This is a genomic window from Clostridium mediterraneense, assembly GCF_900091705.1.
GTDB lineage: Bacteria > Bacillota > Clostridia > Clostridiales > Clostridiaceae > Sarcina > Sarcina mediterraneense.
Genome location: NZ_LT594785.1, coordinates 1,166,758 through 1,186,595, shown reverse-complemented (window position 1 = coordinate 1,186,595; position 19,838 = coordinate 1,166,758). Strand labels below are relative to the sequence as shown.

Annotated in this window: 21 protein-coding genes, 1 tRNA gene and 1 other annotated feature; of the genes, 7 read left to right on the top strand and 15 right to left on the bottom strand. The window is 26.9% G+C overall.

All coding sequences use genetic code 11. From position 1 onward, the window contains the following. Nucleotides 1–68: 68 nt before the first annotated feature. From rplT to ytxC, 4 genes are all read right to left on the bottom strand, one after another. Nucleotides 69–428, bottom strand: a complete 360-nt coding sequence (gene rplT, locus BN8917_RS07735; protein ID WP_066872874.1) for a 50S ribosomal protein L20 — start codon at nt 426–428, stop codon at nt 69–71. A gap of 27 nt (nt 429–455) precedes the next feature. Then, entirely contained in the window at nt 456–653 is a 198-nt protein-coding gene (gene rpmI, locus BN8917_RS07730; protein WP_066872871.1) for a 50S ribosomal protein L35, read from the bottom strand. A 20-nt stretch (nt 654–673) separates the two neighbouring features. Next, nucleotides 674–1,195 carry a translation initiation factor IF-3 gene (gene infC, locus BN8917_RS07725; protein ID WP_066872868.1) on the bottom strand — a complete coding sequence of 174 codons (522 nt, stop codon included), beginning with the start codon at nt 1,193–1,195 and terminating at the stop codon, nt 674–676. Nucleotides 1,196–1,226: 31 nt separating this feature from the next. Then, nucleotides 1,227–1,350 (bottom strand) — a sequence feature (ribosomal protein L20 leader region). 39 nt (nt 1,351–1,389) lie between these two features. Next, complete coding sequence (ytxC, locus tag BN8917_RS07720; RefSeq protein ID WP_066872865.1) at nt 1,390–2,259, bottom strand: putative sporulation protein YtxC; 870 nt, start codon at nt 2,257–2,259, stop codon at nt 1,390–1,392. A 141-nt stretch (nt 2,260–2,400) separates the two neighbouring features. Here ytxC and BN8917_RS07715 point away from each other — a divergent pair, with 141 nt between their 5' ends. Next, on the top strand, nt 2,401–3,099 hold the full coding sequence (locus BN8917_RS07715; protein ID WP_066872861.1) for a DUF6873 family GME fold protein: 699 nt from the start codon (nt 2,401–2,403) through the stop codon (nt 3,097–3,099). A 178-nt stretch (nt 3,100–3,277) separates the two neighbouring features. Here the strand turns inward: BN8917_RS07715 and BN8917_RS07710 are convergent, their stop codons facing one another. From BN8917_RS07710 to BN8917_RS07680, 7 genes are all read right to left on the bottom strand, one after another. Then, nucleotides 3,278–5,257, bottom strand: coding sequence for a methyl-accepting chemotaxis protein (locus tag BN8917_RS07710; RefSeq protein ID WP_066872859.1), 1,980 nt, complete (start codon nt 5,255–5,257; stop codon nt 3,278–3,280). 93 nt (nt 5,258–5,350) lie between these two features. Next, nucleotides 5,351–5,905, bottom strand: a complete 555-nt coding sequence (locus BN8917_RS07705; protein WP_066872856.1) for an NUDIX hydrolase — start codon at nt 5,903–5,905, stop codon at nt 5,351–5,353. Between the two features lie 120 nt (nt 5,906–6,025). Continuing rightward, the gene (locus tag BN8917_RS07700) at nt 6,026–9,184 is read right to left on the bottom strand and encodes a hypothetical protein (protein WP_066872853.1); all 3,159 of its coding nucleotides are present in this window, start codon (nt 9,182–9,184) and stop codon (nt 6,026–6,028) included. Nucleotides 9,185–9,333: 149 nt separating this feature from the next. After that, nucleotides 9,334–9,407, bottom strand: a tRNA-Cys gene (locus BN8917_RS07695). 93 nt (nt 9,408–9,500) lie between these two features. After that, nucleotides 9,501–10,391 carry an Hsp33 family molecular chaperone HslO gene (gene hslO / locus BN8917_RS07690; RefSeq protein ID WP_066872850.1) on the bottom strand — a complete coding sequence of 297 codons (891 nt, stop codon included), beginning with the start codon at nt 10,389–10,391 and terminating at the stop codon, nt 9,501–9,503. 14 nt (nt 10,392–10,405) lie between these two features. Beyond that, the gene (locus tag BN8917_RS07685) at nt 10,406–11,143 is read right to left on the bottom strand and encodes a class I SAM-dependent DNA methyltransferase (protein WP_066872847.1); all 738 of its coding nucleotides are present in this window, start codon (nt 11,141–11,143) and stop codon (nt 10,406–10,408) included. Between the two features lie 60 nt (nt 11,144–11,203). Next, complete coding sequence (locus tag BN8917_RS07680; protein WP_066872844.1) at nt 11,204–11,473, bottom strand: alpha/beta-type small acid-soluble spore protein; 270 nt, start codon at nt 11,471–11,473, stop codon at nt 11,204–11,206. 201 nt (nt 11,474–11,674) lie between these two features. Between BN8917_RS07680 and BN8917_RS07675 the strand changes: the two genes are divergently transcribed. The 3 genes from BN8917_RS07675 to dapB are packed head-to-tail and all read left to right on the top strand — an operon-like array spanning nt 11,675 to nt 14,336. Next, nucleotides 11,675–12,658: an aspartate-semialdehyde dehydrogenase gene (locus BN8917_RS07675; RefSeq protein ID WP_066872841.1), complete on the top strand. Its 984-nt coding sequence runs from the start codon at nt 11,675–11,677 to the stop codon at nt 12,656–12,658. 28 nt (nt 12,659–12,686) lie between these two features. Next, complete coding sequence (gene dapA / locus BN8917_RS07670) at nt 12,687–13,559, top strand: 4-hydroxy-tetrahydrodipicolinate synthase (RefSeq protein ID WP_187117206.1); 873 nt, start codon at nt 12,687–12,689, stop codon at nt 13,557–13,559. A 12-nt stretch (nt 13,560–13,571) separates the two neighbouring features. Beyond that, on the top strand, nt 13,572–14,336 hold the full coding sequence (gene dapB / locus BN8917_RS07665; RefSeq protein ID WP_066872835.1) for a 4-hydroxy-tetrahydrodipicolinate reductase: 765 nt from the start codon (nt 13,572–13,574) through the stop codon (nt 14,334–14,336). Nucleotides 14,337–14,390: 54 nt separating this feature from the next. Here dapB and BN8917_RS07660 read toward each other — a convergent pair whose 3' ends face one another. Beyond that, nucleotides 14,391–14,921, bottom strand: a complete 531-nt coding sequence (locus tag BN8917_RS07660; RefSeq protein WP_066872832.1) for a cob(I)yrinic acid a,c-diamide adenosyltransferase — start codon at nt 14,919–14,921, stop codon at nt 14,391–14,393. A gap of 126 nt (nt 14,922–15,047) precedes the next feature. On the opposite strand from BN8917_RS07660, the gene dapD reads away from it, so the two are divergent. Beyond that, a complete protein-coding gene (dapD, locus tag BN8917_RS07655) occupies nt 15,048–15,758 on the top strand; it encodes a 2,3,4,5-tetrahydropyridine-2,6-dicarboxylate N-acetyltransferase (RefSeq protein WP_066872830.1) in 711 nt (236 codons plus the stop codon). Between the two features lie 42 nt (nt 15,759–15,800). Here dapD and BN8917_RS07650 read toward each other — a convergent pair whose 3' ends face one another. Together BN8917_RS07650 and BN8917_RS07645 are read right to left on the bottom strand one after the other, a co-directional pair. Next, on the bottom strand, nt 15,801–16,460 hold the full coding sequence (locus BN8917_RS07650) for a single-stranded DNA-binding protein (protein WP_066872827.1): 660 nt from the start codon (nt 16,458–16,460) through the stop codon (nt 15,801–15,803). Between the two features lie 127 nt (nt 16,461–16,587). Next, entirely contained in the window at nt 16,588–17,352 is a 765-nt protein-coding gene (locus BN8917_RS07645; RefSeq protein WP_066872824.1) for a polysaccharide deacetylase family protein, read from the bottom strand. A gap of 109 nt (nt 17,353–17,461) precedes the next feature. On the opposite strand from BN8917_RS07645, the gene BN8917_RS07640 reads away from it, so the two are divergent. Together BN8917_RS07640 and BN8917_RS07635 are read left to right on the top strand one after the other, a co-directional pair. After that, the gene (locus tag BN8917_RS07640; protein ID WP_066872821.1) at nt 17,462–17,986 is read left to right on the top strand and encodes a DUF4364 family protein; all 525 of its coding nucleotides are present in this window, start codon (nt 17,462–17,464) and stop codon (nt 17,984–17,986) included. 28 nt (nt 17,987–18,014) lie between these two features. Then, nucleotides 18,015–19,124, top strand: a complete 1,110-nt coding sequence (locus BN8917_RS07635) for an AI-2E family transporter (RefSeq protein WP_066872819.1) — start codon at nt 18,015–18,017, stop codon at nt 19,122–19,124. Between the two features lie 19 nt (nt 19,125–19,143). On the opposite strand, the gene trhA is transcribed toward BN8917_RS07635, so the two are convergent. After that, nucleotides 19,144–19,782: a PAQR family membrane homeostasis protein TrhA gene (gene trhA / locus BN8917_RS07630; protein WP_066872816.1), complete on the bottom strand. Its 639-nt coding sequence runs from the start codon at nt 19,780–19,782 to the stop codon at nt 19,144–19,146. Nucleotides 19,783–19,838: the final 56 nt, after the last annotated feature.

Genomic DNA, 19,838 nt, shown 5'->3' with positions numbered 1-19,838 from the left:
TTTTGATAGAACTTTCTACCAAAAATAATTGCTATAAAAAAAATGCGACAAAAGTCGCATTCTAATTATTAAGCGTTTAAGTGCTTTTTAGCTAATTCAACTAAATCAGCAAATGCTTTAGGATCATTTATAGCGATTTCTGAAAGCATCTTTCTGTTTATGTCAACTCCAGCTAATTTAATTCCATTCATGAATTTTGAGTATGAAAGATCATTCATTCTTGTAGCAGCATTTATTCTTGCTATCCATAATCTTCTGTAATCTCTCTTCTTTAATCTTCTACCTACGTAAGCATTTCTTAATGCTCTGATAACTGATTCGTTAGCTGTCTTAAATAACTTGCTCTTTCCTGCATAGTAACCTTTTGCAAGCTTTAAAACTTTTTTGTGATTCTTACGAGCATTAACCGCTCTCTTAACTCTTGCCATTTAGCAAACCTCCTACTCTGTTTCTTCTTATAGATATGGTAATAATTTCTTCATGTTCTTTTCTTGTGCAACTGAAACATATCCAGTTTTTCTAAGATTTCTCTTTCTCTTTGAGCTCTTCTTTGTTAAGATATGGCTTCTGAAAGCTTTTCCTCTTTTTAACTTACCTGTTCCTGTTATTTTGAATCTCTTTGCTGCACCTCTATGAGTTTTCATTTTTGGCATAGTATAATCCTCCTCTCAAGTTATGCTTTTTTTGGAGCTAAAATTAAAATCATGTTTCTACCTTCTAATTTAGCAGGTTTTTCGATAACACAAACTTCTTCTAGCTTAGATACAAAATTATCAAGTATCTTATTACCTATAAATGAATGTTCTGCTTCTCTTCCTCTAAATCTAACAGTAATTTTAACTTTATCTCCAGCTGTTAAGAATTTCATAGCATTTTTAGCTTTTATACATATGTCATTCTCTTCGATAGTTGGGCTAACTCTTATCTCTTTAACATTAACAACTTTTTGCTTTTTCTTTGCTTCTTTTTCTTTCTTAGTTTGTTCGTATAAGAACTTTCCATAGTCCATTATTTTGCAAACTGGTGGAACAGCATTTGGTGATATCATCACTAAATCTAATTCCTTTTCTTCAGCCATTCTTAATGCATCTTTTGAAGACATTAATCCTAACTGATCTCCTGTTTCTGAAATAACTCTTATTTCTTTTTCTCTTATACCTTCATTCATTGCGAATTTCTTACTAATTTTTTTCACCTCCGACAGATTTTAGCCAACATAATATATAAATAATAAAAAAGGACGGCGTTAAACGCCGTCCTATTATTATCTCAATTCAATGATGTAATAATCTCACATAACCTTACTAAGCTTAGCCGTAAGGCGAGAAACGGCTGTTTCTTCTTGACATTAGTTATTCTAACATCATAAATTTATATTGTCAACTAATTTTATAAAATATTTATTGTTTTTTCAAAGCTAACCCTTTCCCCAAAAACATTAGATATAGTATTTAAAAATTCTCTATTAGAACAACTTTCCCTATTATATATATTTATATGCTTTGGAGAATTAGTTATGAGACCACTAATTATTATATCTTCAGGATTTATAGCTTTATCTTCTTTATTTTCAACTAAATCATTAATAAACTCCTTAAATATATCATTACCACTTTTATCCTTGATAATATATGCTCCATCATTTTTTATAAATATGTTTACCTCTTCTATTTTGCTATCTTGTATATCAACAAAATATTTTAAAAGATTTATAAACTCATTATATTCTTTTTCCACTAAATAAGATTCAACTACTTTTTCTATTATTTGCTCTATATATGGAAGCATAGTCCTTAATCTAAATCTTATAAATCCATCTATATTTATAAAGTAATCTTCTTGTATAAAATCATTTATCATTGATTGCATAGCACTAATTCTATTAACACAATAAATGCTATCTTCATTTAATATTCTTTCTTGTTGTTTTAAAACTCTATTTACTTTTCTATCTATCTCTAACATTTCACTATGCTTTAAAAAGAAGTAATTTTCAGTAAGGTATTCTAAAAGCTCCTTTTTTCTAAAATTATCTATTATAATATCATATAAAACATTACTAATATATAATATAACCTTTGATTTTACTTCTTCTGAATATTGTGAATCATCACAAAACACTTTAATGAAGTGAGTGTCATTTTCTATAAATTCTGACATACCTATTTTTATATCTTTGTTTTTTAGGATATCCTTAATTCCTTGTATATCTCTTATAAAGTTATGCTCCTCTTTATATGCTATTTTGACTAAAAGCAAATCTCTCACTCCTTCCTTCATATTTAGTATGCTTTAAAATAATTCACCTATACGAAAAAGATATAGTTAATAATCGACAAAATCCTCAAGTTTTAGTAAGATAAATTTATAAAAAATTTATAAAAATAAGGAGGTTTACTAATGAAAACTTGTTTTGTAGACAGTCGTATAAGCGAAGAAGAATTAGACACACTATCTAAAGAAATTTCAAATATAATTAAAGTTCCTAAGTCTCCTTATTTATATGATTCCATTTCTGCACATCCAGATATACAAGTAAATATTATTTCAAATACCAAAATTATCATAGCTTCTAATTCACAGCTTGATATATCATCAAATTCTTTAAATAATATTTCTATATTAAAATCAGAAAAATTACTTAAAGATAAATATCCTGAAAATATATTTTTAAATGCTGTAAATCTTAAAGATTTCTTTATACACAACCTAAAATATACTGATAAGGTACTTTTAGATGAGATAAAAACTAAAAACTTAATAAACATAAAGCAAGGATATGCTAAATGTTCAACAGCAATTGTAAATGATAACGCTCTTATAACATCTGATGTAGGAATATATAAAAGTTTAAAACCTTATCCTATTGACGTACTTTTAATATCATCTGGTGATATAAATCTCCCAGGCCTTCCATATGGTTTTATAGGTGGAAGCTGTGGACTTATAGCTGAAGATAAACTTGCTTTCTTTGGTAATCTAAAGTTTCATAACTACAAAGATGAGATTGAAAAATTCTTATATAAACATAATGTAGAGCCAATATATTTATCAAATTCAAGCCTTATAGATAGAGGTAGTATTTTAAGTATTTACTAATTTAATTAATATATTTTACGTCTTTATAGGTATAAATGTTAATAAAAAAGCATATTAATGTTTTTTCAATCATAAATAAAAAAATCACCTTTTTATAATAATTGCTTATAATAAAGGTAATTTATTAAATAACAAAAAAGAGTTATCTTAAATAAAAGATAACTCTTTTTTTATTATTTTATATTAATTTTTTCGTTGTTTCTACTAATTTAAAACTTTCTTCTTTTATAGTATCTGCACTAGCTGTTAATTCTTCCTGTGCTGCTAACTGACTTTCTAAAAGCTCTGATACTGCTACTATTTCACTTAATATATCCTGAGAATTCTTAGTATTAGTCTTTGAAATATCAGAAATTCTTTCTGTTCTTTCAGTAGAACTATTAATCTTATCTATTATTACATCTGTATCATTAATAGATTCTATTACTTGTGTTGCAAGAATTTCAAAATTATTTTGGGTTAATTCAATATTAGAAATTCCTTCATCAACCATCCCTTTAGTCTCATCAACCTTACTTAATAAAATTTTAAGCTCATTTTCATTTTCTAATAAAATATTACTAGTTTTTATAACTGAGTCTTTACAACTAGAAGCAAGTTTTTTGATTTCATTTGCTACTATCGCAAATCCTTTTCCTGCTTCTCCTGCTCTTGCTGCTTCAATACTAGCATTTAAAGATAATAAATTAGTTCTTTCAGCTATAAATGTTATATCATCTAAAATATCTCTAATCTTTATAAAACTTTCTTGTAAAGATCCAATACAATTAGATACTTCAAGAGTTCTATCACTTATTTCATTTATAGTTATAATAGTATCATCCATGTTTTTACCACCAATCTCTATTCCTTGAGATGTAGCTTTTCCATTTTCCTTAAGCTTATTAGCATTTCTTCTTATCTCATTCATATTACTGTTAAGTTCTATTATAGCTTTATTAAGAATATCCATATTTTCATTTCCATCCTTAACTTTATTACTAACATGATGAGCTATCTTAGTTATATCTTCAGCATTTTTAGTATTACTATCTATAGTATCTTTTAAAATTCCTAAACTATTTACAGTTTCCCCTGTATTACTCTCTATACCTTCAACTATTTCTTTAAGACTCTTAGCCATATCAAGAAAACTATTTTCAAGTTTTCCAAGTTCATCTTTTCTATCTGAATTTTTAAATACTATCTCATTGAATTTACCTTTAGATAGCTTACTACTATCATCCATAATTTTATTTATCACCTTTAATATACTAGCAACCATCATATATATAACGATTGTAATTAAAATAGTTGAAATTACTCCTAAAATAATTACCATTATTCCAATACTATTTAGAGGCTTAAAAAACTCTTGTTCTGTAGCATATAAAACTGCTACTAAATTAGTTCCCTCAATCTTAGCTGCTGAATATAAGTGATGGAATCCATTTATCTCAAACTTAATAAGCATATTATCTGCTTTTAAGATATCTTTTGAAAGATTTTCAAGAACTCCACCATCTACAGTTTTTATATTTTCATTTATATCTCTACCTGGGTGTATTGCATAATTTCCATCAGAATCTAAAATAAACCCATGTCCTGTTTCTGATATTCTAATACTTTCTGATATTTTTTTTAAGTTATCTAAATTAAGTACTGCACCAATATAACCATTATCTATTTTCATAACTGATACTATCCCAGCAGTCTTATTACGCATTCTATAGACATTAGATATTGACTTTTGCATATTTTCTTTATTCTTTATTTCTTTATACCAAGTCTCATTTTTATAATTTATATTTTCACCATATAATTTACTGTTATTATCTATAAAAAAGATTTCTGATATATAGCCATTTTCTTTATAAAACTTTTTCGTATTCTGTATACTTTCATCTATTTCTTCAATTGACTTTCCATAAATATCTCTATAATATGCCTTTTCTAATTCATTATTACTTCTATCTATAAAATTTGCCATTTGATTTTTATAATCAGATAAAACATACTGTACTTCTTTTTTTATATCATCTTCTATAATACTTTTTGAGAAAATATAATTTGCACCACCTATACATATCATGCTTAAGATAGATACAAATAATATATTTACTAATACCCTTACCTTTAAGAACCTTTGATAACGTTTAAATATATTTACTCTATTCAAATGTCTTCCCCCTTATTGTATTTTAAATTACTTCCTTTTTAAATATCGACATTTTTCTAGATATATTTATAGAGTTATCAAATTTTTATATAATTAAATACTAAGAATCATTAAAGCAGTCTTTATAGAAACATTATTTTCTTTAATAAACTCTTTTATTTCACTCTCTTTTATCTTTAATACTTCTATTTCTTCATCATCCTCAGTATTATCTGTAGATATCTCACCTTCTACTAAAGCTTTTACTACTGCAATTGTTTCATCACTCATACCAACTGATGTATAACTTGGCTTTAATAAAATTTCTAGCTCAACAGCATTAAGCCCTGTTTCCTCAAATAATTCTCTTTTAGCTGCTTTTAATATATCCTCACCTTGATCAATAAGCCCTGCTGGAAATTCATAAATAAAATCATTTATAGCTGGTCTAAATTGTTTTAATAAAATAAACTCTCTTTCTTTTGTTATCGGTACTATCATAACTGCATCTGCCTTATTATGATTACGAGTCTTACATGCTAAATCTTTTTCCTCTCTTCTACTCGCAACTAAATATTCCTTTGGATTATTCTTTCTATTAATTAAATTTAATTTATACATTTTTAAAAATTTATAATCTACTAATTTATTTACTGATACTAATTTCATAAAACTCACCTCTTCTTTATCTATAATCTATATTATATAATTCTTAAGCAAAATTAGAAAGATTTTCAAATAAAATTAAGTAAGGAGTCCATCTTAAACAAGATAAACTCCTTACTAATTTTATAATTCTTTAAATGTATAAGATAAGAATTCTAATAGATTTCTTAACTCTTGTCTTTGAACTTCTGGGATTGTTGAAATAGTTGTCTGCTTATCATTAAAAATAATATATTCATTTTCAATCTTTATAAACTTCATATCTTTATGTTTCACAACCCAAGGGTTTCCAAACTTATTCTTACAATAAACAGCTTTACTTGTTAATAAGAATCCTTCTTTTCCTGATTTAAATAAAGTACTATCAAATGCTACTAAAGGAACTTCATTAGATTCAATAGGTGCATATGCTGCTATTGCATTTTTTATTTTAGAATCAATTTTTGATTTTACATCTTGAATCTTAATTAACTTCTTAAGTTCTGTACTAACTTCCCTATTAATAAAGTTAGATATATCTTCTAAACTTCTTCTACTTCCAGTAAACTTTTCAATTAATATGTTACCCTCTAACATCTCTTCAACTGAAAGAGTTCCCTCTTCTATACTTACCTTTTCATAGACGCAACGTTCTTTACCTAAAAGTAACTTATAGGTATTTATAAAATCAATTAAGAACTTGATAAATACATCTATTTGTCTAAATCCAACAAAATCAAATTTAACTTCTTCTAAATCAGTAACTAAGAATATATATGGTCTAAAATATCTTTGACCATTTTTTAAATTACTCTTCTCTCTCCAAATTACCTTATTAATATCTTTTAATAAAATTGCATTTGTCCAATTTGAATGATAAATCGCTTTTGAAGTTAATAAGAATCCTTCTCTATTATTTCTTTTTCTTAAAAGGAATAAATCTTCATCTCTAAGCTTGTCCCTTACTCTACTAAATGTTTTTATAAATACTCCACAAAGAAAATCTTCATCATTTTTACTTAAAAGTTTTTCTTCAAGCATTATACTAGGATACTTTTCAAAAAGCTCCATTGATTTTTCAATAAATTCAATTTCAATTGAATCTTCATTATTTAAAGCCATTTCTGTATTTCCTATTTTACTTTGAATTGCATAGAACTTATTTGTACTAAGCCCACTTTCTTCTTTAAGTTGATTTAATAATATATTTTTCTTTTCTTCTGTTAAATTTAAAATCATAATAGTCTTAGATAACTTAATAATAAAACCTTCTAAATCTTCCTCTTCTATATCACTTAAATCAAGTTCTCCAAACCATCTACCAAATTTAGATATTTCAAGATTCATAGCATATTTAGTATCTATTCTATATTTTTCTTTATATTCAATTATCTTATCTTCTAATAATTGTTGATCTCTTTCATATTCAAGCTCTTCTACCTTTTTCTTAAACATATCTTTTCTTATACCATACTCAACTTTTAGAAAATCCACATCTGAGAAAATCATACCAAAATTATTCATTTCAAGCTCTATAACAATTTCATCCTCAACTATCTTATAAGTATCTCTAAGATTTCTAGCACATTTACTTTTTTCTTCTATACTAAAATCCCTTTCTCTTAAGGCAGCTAAATCTTTTTTGTATAATTGCAATCTTATATCTTCACTAACTTCAGAATAATCAATAGCACTAATTACTTGTCCAAAACTACTTAATTCACATTTTACTATTGTATTAACATCATTAATTTTAAAACGTTTCTTAAGATTATCACAAATTTGTCTAATCTCTATAAATTCTGTATTTTCCTTATCTATTGATTCTAAAGATGATTTATATAATTCAAAATTTAAACTTATAAGCTTATCACTTATTTCTAAACAAGTTTCACCAGCAGAAACTATAAAATTATAAGCCACATCTAAAAGTACTCTATCCTCATTAATATTTGAACTTAAAATTTCAAGCATTCTAAGATGTGCTTCTTCATAATAAGGATACTCTCTTAATGAATCTATTATAAGACTTAAATATCTCTCATATTCTTTTGACTGATTAACAACCTTTGCTGCATTTATATAATTTATTGCTTTTTCTTTTCCATCTATAACACTCTCTAATGTCTGAATATTTTCTTGTATATTAGAATCTATAAAATTCTTAATATTTGATAATGCAAAATTAGTTAAGTTAGTTATAAGTTGAACTAAAATAGCATCTATAGTTTTAAATCCTTTTGATGATTCTTCATTCTTAAAAATTCTCTCTGGCTTACATTCATTAATAACTCTAAATATATAATTAGCAGTCTTTCTTCCTATTATTGTATTTGCCTTTATTGATTCATATTGAACAGCAGCTTTTGGCATCCACTCAAATTCATCTACTAATCCCATATTTAACTCTTCGTTAATTTGATTTATAAAACCAAGATAGTTCTTTATATTTTTAGAACAAAATAAATCATCTAAATTATATTCTGGAATTTTATCTAAATCTATAAATCCATCTTCTTTTATATAAATCATAAATTGTTCTAAGAAATCAGCATAACAATCATAGAAAATTTGTTTTAACCTTTCTTCTGTTATTTCTTCTCTATTAGTTATAGCAAAGATTTCGTTTTCATAAGATATAGAATAAGATAAAAGTAAATTTAAAAATCTTATTTGAACTCGTTCTAAATCATTTCTTTTAGCCCTAGTTAGAATAGTTCTATATTCATTTAATATAGAATCCTTATTATTAAAATCGATATTTACTCTTACTAAATCCTTTTCTTTATTTACTACAGATATTTCCTTATATACATTCTCTCTAGCTTCACTACTTTTTATTACTTCTAAAGGTTTATCTTTAAGTGCAACTACTGATTGTACTGTATTAGACTCCTGATATCTTACTGTCTTACTTTCAACATCTAAAAGATTATTCTTTTGCTCAACATTTGTTGATTTATTGATATATTCTGATATAGCATGCTCTAAACAACGTTTACCATCTTCATCAGTTAAATTCATATCTCTCCAAAACTCTTCAATTTCTTCTTTATCAAATTCATCTAAAACTAGACTCTCATTACTCCCATCATAATTTAAATCTAGGAAATCATTTATGTAATCCAGAACTGCTGTTAATCCCTTATATAGTTCTTGACTAGCATTATTTACCTCTTGTTCAGATAATTCTAAACTTATTCTTTTCTTTTCTAAAAGATTTTTACTTTTTGGATTATGAATTTCGCCCTTAAAATAAAGTCGTTTATAGCTTTCAAGATATTTTTGTAACTTTTTATCCATCTAACTATCACCCTTTTAATATAATTTACAACAATTATTTTACCATATTTTATATACTTTTCATATTAATTTCACTTTTTTTATTTTTATGTAATATTAAGATATTTTTATAAATAAAAAAGCAAGTTAGATTTATCTAACTTGCTTTCTGGAGGCGCCACCCAGATTTGAACTGGGGATAAAGGTTTTGCAGACCTCTGCCTTACCACTTGGCTATAGCGCCTTATATAGTGTGAAATTTAAAAATATCTTTTATTTCCTTCACACTATATACTATGATAATTATAAAAAAATATTACTACTTTTTTTATAAAACTTAATTATTTTTTTCTTCTAATAAAGCACCTATTTCTTCATGTGTAAATTTATAAGATTTATTACAGAAATGACATTTTAATTCTTCTTCTTTTCCATCGTCATAGATTTCTTGTAAATCTTTCTTTCCTATACTTAATAAAGCTCTTTCAACTCTTTCTCTTGAGCAATCACAGCTAAACTTAGGTTCAACACCCTCATCATAAATCTTAAGGTCCATTCCTTCAAAGATATATTCGATTATTTCATTTATAGTTTTACCTTCTGATAACATTGTTGTTACAGGTGGTATTTCTTCTAATCTATATGTTAATAAATCTCCTAAAAGTTCATCTGCACCTGGTAACATTTGAATTATAAATCCACCTGCTGCCTTAATACTTAAATCTCTATCAACTAATACTCCTAAAGCTACTGCTGAAGGTATTTGTTCTGATACTGTATAGTAATAAGCTACGTCCTCAGCTATTTCTCCACTATATATTGGCACTTGTCCTACATATGGATCTTTTAACCCTTGATCCTTTATAACTGTTAATGAACCATTTTTTCCTATAGCTTCTCCAACATTTAATTTTCCATTAGCTACGTTTAAAGGTAGATTAACATTAGGATTTCCTATAAATCCTTTAACTCTACAATCTTCATATGCAGTAACTGTTACTCCTTTTGCATCTCCACCACCATTTATTTGAAGTGTAACAACTTCTTTTTCTGACTTTAAAGTTGATCCCATTAAAACTCCTGCTGTAAGCATTCTACCAAGAGCTGCTGCTGCTGTTGGTGTACATCCATGTACTTTTGTTGCTTCATTAACTAAATTAGTTGTTTGTGCACCTATAATTCTAATCATTCCATCTTTAGCTGTTGCTTTTATTAATTTATCTTTCATCTTAATCCCTCCATCTATTTCTTTAGTATGTATAGTATTCTTTCTGTTTTTTCTTCTACTTCTTTATCACTATATCCATCATTTTTAGATATCATCTTAAATCCAACTTCTTTAAATATACTTTCAATTAACTCTTCAGTATATGCCCTCTCTTCATGAATTTCATTAAATCTTTCATAAACAGTGCCTTCTCTTACAAAGAAAGTTAAATCCATTTCTACTATTTCATCTTCAAATATATTTTCCCACGCATAAAATATATCTTCACTATTATAAGTATATATATTGTTTCCAAGAATTTCTGATAATTTATAATAAGAATTTATATCAAATACAAATACACCATTATCATTTAAATGATTATATACTGATTTAAAATAATCTTTTAAATCTTCATCATCAAGGATATAATTTGTTGAATCTAATACACAACTTATTAAATCAAAGCTTTTATTTAAATTAAGCTCGCACATATCCTGACATATAATCTTTCCTTTTACTTTATTTTCTCTAAGTTTAACTTCTGCTTCTGATAGCATATCAACTGAAAGATCAACAAAATAATTATCCTTAAATTCTTTAGCCACATGAATACCTACATTTCCAGTACCACAAGCTAAATCTAGATAATTATTAAATTCTACATTCTCCCTTTTTGCTATCTTTAAAAGAAAATCAGCTATATCCTTATAGTTTATATCTTCATTTATTAGCTCATCATATACTTTCGCCATTTTATTATAACTACTCATTTCTGATTCCCCCGTTCTTAATGACAAAATAACATTATTATATACATATTATATATTTTTTTATTTTTCGTCAACAATCTTCTTTCTACCTAAGATTTCATCATTGCTAGGTATTCTTCTCTCTTTCTTTCTCTTAGTCATAATCCCCCCTATTCGCCCTGTTTCCTCTGCTGTTAAAGACGCCCAACCATATTCATCTACTTTATCTCTAAGCCCAAGCTCTTCAGCTATTTCATATTTCATTTTTTCCCTTAAAACTTCGGCTGCATTTAATTCTTTATTGCTTTTAATCTTTCCTTTTATAATTTTCTTTAAAGGTGTTTTACTCATAATAAAATCACTCCATTATATATATTCTTTTAATTAATATATATTTTCTCCATTCCAATTTACTATTATTCAAATCATTTAATTTAAAATTTTTATTTTTTTATCAATTAAACTTGATAATGTACTGCACTTTGAACTATATTTAATATATATAATTTAATATATATAATTAAATATATATATTTTTTAGGAGGAGATATTTTGTATAATGTTGCAATAGTCGGCTGTACTGGAAATGTTGGAAGAAAGTTTTTAGAAATTCTTGCTGAAAGAAATTTCCCTATTAAAAATTTATTCCTATATGCATCAAAAAGATCAGCTGGAAAAACAATGAATTTTAAAAATACTGACTATATCGTTGAAGAACTTTGTGAAGATAATATAAAAAATAAAAAAATAGATTTTGCTCTATTTTCAGCAGGTGGAAGTGCAAGCCTTGAATTCTCTCCTGTATTCGTAAAATATGGAGCTACAGTAATAGATAATAGTAGTGCTTGGAGAATGGATCCTAAGGTTCCTCTTGTTGTTCCAGAAGTTAATCCAGAAGATGTAAAATGGAATTCTGGAATAATAGCAAATCCTAACTGTTCTACTATTCAAGCTGTAGTTGCCTTAAAACCATTAAAGGACAAGTTCGGTATAAAAAGAATAGTTTATTCAACTTATCAAGCTGTTTCTGGAGCTGGAATGCAAGGAATACTTGATTTAACAGAAGGACTTAAAGGGGAAGCACCAAAGAAATTCCCTTATCCTATAGCAGGTAATGTTTTACCACATATAGATGTATTTTTAGATAACGGTTATACTAAAGAAGAAATTAAAATGATTGAAGAAACTAAGAAAATTCTTCATGATGATAATTTAAAGATAACAGCTACAACTGTTAGAGTTCCAGTTCTTAATTCACATAGTGAAAGTATAAATATTGAACTAAATTCTGAATTTGAAATTTCAGAAATTGTTGATTCTTTAAGTAATTTTAATGGCTTAACAGTATATGATGATATTAAGAACAATATATATCCTACTGCTCTTGAATGTGATAGCAAAGATAATGTCTTTGTTGGAAGAATAAGAAGAGACTTTAGTGTCGATAATGGAGTTAACCTTTGGGTTGTTGCTGACAATATAAGAAAAGGTGCTGCTCTTAACACAATTCAAATAGCAGAATTACTAATAAAATAATAAATTTTTTGGAGGTATCTTTATGTCAATTTTTAGAGGATCCTGTGTAGCATTAATCACACCATTTACAGAAACAGGAGTTGACTTTGATAAATTAAAACAATTAATAGAATGGCATATCAGTGAAGGAACAGACGCTATATTAGTTTGTGGAACAACTGGTGAAGCTACTACTATGACTCTTGAAGAAAAGAAACAAACAATAGAATTTGTTGTTAAAACAGTTAATAAGAGAGTTCATGTTATGGCTGGTACTGGTTCTAATAACACAAAGGACTCAATAGACATGAGTGTTTGGGCTGAAAGCATAGGAGTTGATTCACTTCTTGTTATTACACCTTACTACAATAAAACATCAAGCAAAGGATTATTTGCTCACTTTGAGGCTGTAAATAATGCTGTTAAAACACCAATAGTTCTTTATAATGTTCCATCAAGAACAAATATGAATATAAGCCCTGAAATGCTTTTAAAACTTTCAAAGCTTAACAATATAGTTGCTATTAAGGAAGCTAGTGGAGATTTCTCACAAATAGTTCAAATGAAAGCTCTTTGCCCTGACATAGATATCTACTCAGGTAATGATGATCAAATAGTTCCATTACTTTCATTAGGTGGATCTGGTGTTATATCAGTACTTGCTAATGTAATACCAAAAGAAACTCATGAAATTTGCCAATTATTCTTTGATGGTAAAGTAAAAGAATCATTAGATATGCAAATTAAATACCTAGATCTTTGTAATAAACTATTTATAGAAACAAACCCTATTCCAGTTAAAACAGCTGTGAACTTAATGGGTATGGAATGTGGACCTTTAAGATTACCACTTTGTGAAATGGAAGATAGTAATCTTGAAAAACTTAAGGCTACATTACAAAATCATAATTTAATAAAATAGGAGATAATTATTATGGTTAAAGTATTACTAAGTGGTTGCCGTGGTAAAATGGGAACTACTATAACAAATATAGCTAAAACAAAATTCGATAATGTTGAAATAGTTGCTGGATTTGATAGAATTGATAGTACAGATGGAGAATTCCCTGTATTCAGTGATATCAATAAATGTGATGTAGATTTTGATGTTATCATCGACTTTTCAAGAGCTGATGCTCTTAAAACTTTAGTAGATTTCGCTACTGCTAAAAATAAACCTCTAATTCTTTGTTCAACAGGATATACAAAAGAAGATTTAGAGCTTATAGATGAAACATCAAAGAAAATTCCTTTATTTAGATCAGCTAATATGAGTATAGGAATAAATGTAGTTAATAATCTTTTAAAGAAGATTGCTCCACTTCTATATGAAAACTTTGATATAGAAATAATAGAAAAGCATCATAACCAAAAAGTAGATGCTCCTAGTGGAACTGCTCTACTTCTTGCTCACAGTATACAAGATTCAATAGAATCAAATACTGAACTTATCTATGGAAGAGAAGGAACTCATAAAAGAGAAAAGGAAGAAATATGCGTTCATACTGTAAGAGGTGGTGGAATCATAGGAGACCACGATGTTATATTTGCAGGTGATGGAGAAGTTATAGAAATTAATCACAAGGCTATTTCAAGAGATGTATTTGCTATTGGAGCTTTAAAAGCTGGAGAATTTATGGCAAACATCACAAAGGCTGGCTTATATAATATGGATGATGTTTTAAATATTCAATTCTAAAACTTTTTCATAATAAAAGGAGTTATCTAAAAATAGATAACTCCTTTTACTTTATTAAAATTCTATACCCTTTCTTTGATTAACACCCTTTTCATAATAATGTTTTACCATCTTCATTTCAGTAACTAAATCTGCTCTTTCAATAAGTTCATCTGAAGCATTTCTTCCTGTAATTACAAGCTCCATATCACTTTTTTTATTATCTATAAGTCTTAGTATATCTTTTGTAGTTAGAAACCCTTCATTTCTAGATACTAAAATTTCATCAAGTATAAGAAGATCATATTTTCTTTCTTTTATCATTTTCATAGCAAAATTATAAGCTTCTCTTGTTTCATCTATATATATTTTTCTTTCTTCTTCATTTAATTCCCATGTAAATTTAGTTGACTTTTGAAATCTAAATGTTTCTATATTATCAAGCTTTTCTATTGAAAATATTTCACCTGTTGGCCTAGCTTTTAAAAATTGAATAATACCGACCCTTAACCCCTCTCCTACTGCTCTTATAGCTAAACCCATAGCAGCTGTTGTCTTTCCTTTTCCATCACCTGTGTAAACCTGTACATATCCTTCCTTTAACATAAATGCTCCTCCAAACTTATATAATATAAATATATTCTTAAAATTATTATCAATTATTTATCTAACTAATATAATAACATATAAAAAATTCTAAATTATATTAAGTTATAATGGAGGGATACTTTAATGAGTTGTAACTTTGATGACCCTTATCAGTTAGCTAAATTTATAAAAGAGGCTAAAAAAACTACTCCAGTAAAAGTATATATAAAAGGAAATCTTAATGAGGAAGACTTTGGTGAAATAGAATGGTATGGTAACAATCATTTTTTTGTAATATTTGGTGAAAGTGAAATAATTTCAAACTTTCTTCTTATAAACCGTTCTAAAATTAATCATTTTGCAATGGAAGTAGATAGAAAAAATTCTGCAATTCCGACTTTAAATCTATTAAATATAGATGCCCGAATAGAACCTGGCGCAATAATTAGAGATACAGTAACTATTGGAAAAGATTCAGTAATTATGATGGGTGCTGTAGTAAATATCGGTGCTCAAATAGGTGGAGAAACTATGATTGATATGAATTCTGTCATAGGTGCTAGAGCAAAAATAGGTAATAGAGTTCATATTGGGGCTGGTGCTGTTATTGCTGGAGTTTTAGAACCTCCTAGTAAAATTCCTTGTGTAATTGACGATGATGTATTAGTAGGTGCAAATGCTGTTATTTTAGAAGGTGTTCATATTGGAAAAGGTTCTGTTGTTGCAGCTGGCTCTGTTGTTGCGTCGGATATTCCTGAATATGTAGTTGCTGCTGGTTCTCCTGCTAAAATAGTAAAAAAAGTAGATTTAAAAACTAAAGAAAAAACTCAAATCTTAAATGATTTAAGAAAATGATTTAATAAAAAAAGGGATACCTTATAGGAATCCCTTCTAAAATTACATTATTTCTTGATCATTACTTTCTACTAAAGCATCTTCTTCACTTACTCTTTCCATTTTAGATATAGATACTTCATATGCTATCTTCTTGATTACTTCTGTATCAGAAACTTTCTTTTGATATTCTCTACTTTGAAGTCTTCCCCAGATTCTTATATTATCTCCTACTTCAAGAGTTTTACAGAATCTTGAGTTTCTTCCCCATGCAATTGTAGGAATATAATCTGATTTATTATAAGCTCTATTTACAGCTAATAATACATCAGCAATTTCTCTTCCAAAAGGAGTTGTTCTATATACAGGATCCTTACAGATAAATCCATCTAAGAAAATTTCATTTGGATTTTTACTTCTTTCTAAGCAATCTTCAATATTTCTAGCAAATACCGTTAATATAAGTTTATTACTTCCATTAACAAATTTATTATAACTTCTTAGTTGTCCTTCAACTAAAATATCTTTTCCTATTTCTAATCCAATTTCAGTTATTAATCTTTCTGAAACTGTTATATTTAACATATCCTTAGAATCACTAAGTCTCATAACTTCTAAATCAAAAGTATAAAATTTTTCTCCATACATTTCGTGACTATATTCTAATTCTGATGCCACTGTTCCCTCTAAGTAAATCTTGTTATTTAACATTAAGTTATCCATGTTAATCTTAACCCCTCTCCCCATTAGTATTTAATATCATTTTATTATTATATATTGGAATTTATTTGTAAACTACCTTGTATTTCCATTATAATACAAATAAAGGTAAACATTCAATAGATTAATGTTAATTTATTTTAAATTGTTTACCGTTTTCATTCACAAAGAAATCGTTTTTATATACTAATTCACCTATTGTCACAAATTTATAACCTTCTGCTTGAAGCTTAGGTATTATTCTTTGTAAATTCGTAGCTGTATATTTTCCATTATTGTGAAATAGGATTATATCACCTGCTTGTATATTCTTCATTACTCTATTATATTCAAAGTCAGCTGAAGTATTTTTCCAGTCTAAACTATCTTTGCTCCATTGGATGGCTTTTAAATTATTTTCATTAACTATTTTGACACCTTCACTTGTAAAGCCTCCACCAGGAAATCTAAAGTAATCACTTCGCTTTCCGGTTATATCATATATTATTTTTTCCGTATTTACAATTTCTTTTTCAATTTGTTTTCTATTTATTTGCAAAAAGTTTGGATGTTGATAACTATGGTTACCAATTTCATGCCCTCTTTTTACAACTTCTAAAAATTTCACCTTATTCCCTTCAGGAAAATTAATCCACTTACCCATTACAAAAAAAGTACTTTTTACATTATATTTATCTAATACATCTAATATGGGATAAAGATAATCTTCTTCACACCAATTCAAGTCAAAAGTTAAAGCAATTTTCTTTTCTTCAGTATCTACACAGAAAATAGGAATCTTATCTGAGTTATCTTTAGGATTTGCAAATACATCTACTTTGCAAATAAAAATACTAAGAAAAATCATTAAATATATTAGATTTTTCTTAATTGAAAAATATTTATTTATTTTCATAATAATGCCTCCACATATCTTTTTGTTTAATATTAAAATTCTTCTTATACTATAAATTATGTGTTATAATTGATTTAAATATTGCATCAAATTTATGGAGGAAAAAGAAATGTATGATAACACTGTAGAACTTGCAGAAAATAAGCTCTTACTTTTATATATAATAAAATCTATAAAGTATAATATATCTAACTCTCAGCTTACAGATATAGTACTAGAGCACAGTTTTATTAATTACTTTACTCTTCAACAATACATAGCTGAATTAGAGAAATCTAATTTTATTAAACTTGAAGAAAAAGATAATAAAGAGTTTGTTCTGCTAACAAGAAAGGGGGATACAGTTCTTTCTTTATTTAAAGACAGATTATCAGAAAGTAAAACTAAATCTATAGATGACTACCTTTTAGATCAATTAGATGAAATAAAAAAAGAGCTTAACATATTTAGTGATTATACGCCTGATAATAATGATTCGTTTTTAGTTAATTTAAAGGCTGTTGAAGGAAATTGTACTCTTTTAGAACTAAATGTTAATGTTGCTTCAAAAGATCAAGCAAAAGAGCTATGTGCTAAGTGGAAAAATAATTCTTCAGAAATTTATAATAAAATTATGGAAGCTTTAATAGAATAATTTTTCCAAAAACAAGGGGGATAAATTTTTGTTTAAAAAAATAAAGTTACATTTGAATTTAATACCTATAATATTAATTACTATAGTATTATTAAAACTCATATTTAGTATAGAAATAATATATAAAGGTTTCTTTAGTAATATTCTTTCTATACTAGCACCATTCTTCTGGGCCTTTGGTATAGCTTACTTACTTAACCCACTAATGTTACTATTCGAAAGAAAATTAAAGCTAAAAAGATCTTTAAGTATATTACTAACTTATTTAATTACAATTTTAGTTATTATATTTTTACTAATTGTAATTATACCTACTATAATACAAAGTCTCACAGATTTAGTTAAAAACCTTTCAACATATATGACCGGTGCTGAAGATTTTATAGGTGATTCTTTAAGTAAGTTTCATGCTTCTTCTCCCGAAGTTGCTCAGCAGGTTGAAAATCATTTAATTCAACTATTTAAAGATTTATCAGAAGCTCTTGCATCATTTGCAGGAACTATAATTGGGCAAACAATAGAATTTACATCATCATTTATTAAATTTGTATTTGGATTTATAATCTCAATATATATGCTTATTGAAAAAGATTCTTTAATTCAATATGTTAAAAAAATTCTTAATGCCTTATTACCATCAGATAAATCAGAATTTGCTATTAAATTTTTAGATGAATCAAATCATGTATTTTCTAAATTTATAGTAGGAAAATTTATAGATTCAGCTATAATAGGTGTATTATGCTATATTGGATTAGCTCTTATGAATGTACCATTTGCTGTTTTAATTTCACTAATAGTAGGAATTACTAATATGATTCCTTACTTCGGGCCTTTTATAGGGATGATTCCAGCATTTATATTAACTCTATTAACAAAACCTAACATGTGTATATGGGTATTAGTATTTATTTTCTTACTTCAACAATTTGATGGTTGGTATCTAGGACCTAAAATTCTTGGAGATAAGGTAGGAGTTTCTCCTTTACTAATTATATTTGCAGTAACTATAGGTGGTGGAATTGGTGGAATTCTTGGAATGTTCTTAAGTGTTCCTTTATTTGCACTAATACGTAACTATGTAAATAGATATCTTGATTATAGATTAAAACAAAAAGAAAAAAGTACTAAGAATTAATTCTTAGTACTTTTTTCTTTTATATTATCTGCATTATAGCAAAATACTGAAATATACTACCAGCCATCACAAATAAATGCCATATAGCATGATTAAACTTCCAATCATCTTTAGCAAAGAATATACACCCAAGTGTATATGAAAGTCCACCTGCTACTAATAATACTATAGTAGAAACTTCTAAATTTGAAATAACATTTTTTATATCTATCACAATAGTCCATCCCATAAGTATATATAACCATGTTGAAAGCTTTGATAATTTATCCATACAAACTGCTTTAAATACTATTCCAATTATAGCTATAAGCCAAATAGCACCCAATATATACCACCCTATTCCTTGTCTTAAAACTATTAATGTGAATGGTGTATATGAACCTGCTATTAATAAAAATATAGTTGAATGATCTATTATTCTAAAAACCTTTTTAGCAGTCCTACCTGGAATACTATGATACAATGTAGAACCTAAATAAAGCATTATTAATGTAAATCCATAAATACTTACACTTACTATTTTATATGGATCTTTTGTAAAAGCTGCCATAACTATAAGAACTACTGTCCCAGCAATAGCTAATAAAAGTCCAAGTCCATGAGTTATCGCATTAGCTATTTCTTCTCCTAGTGTATAAAAATTAAAATTATCATTCATAGTAATTAACTCCTCATATCTCATATAAAATTTACATTTTATCTATATTTAAAATT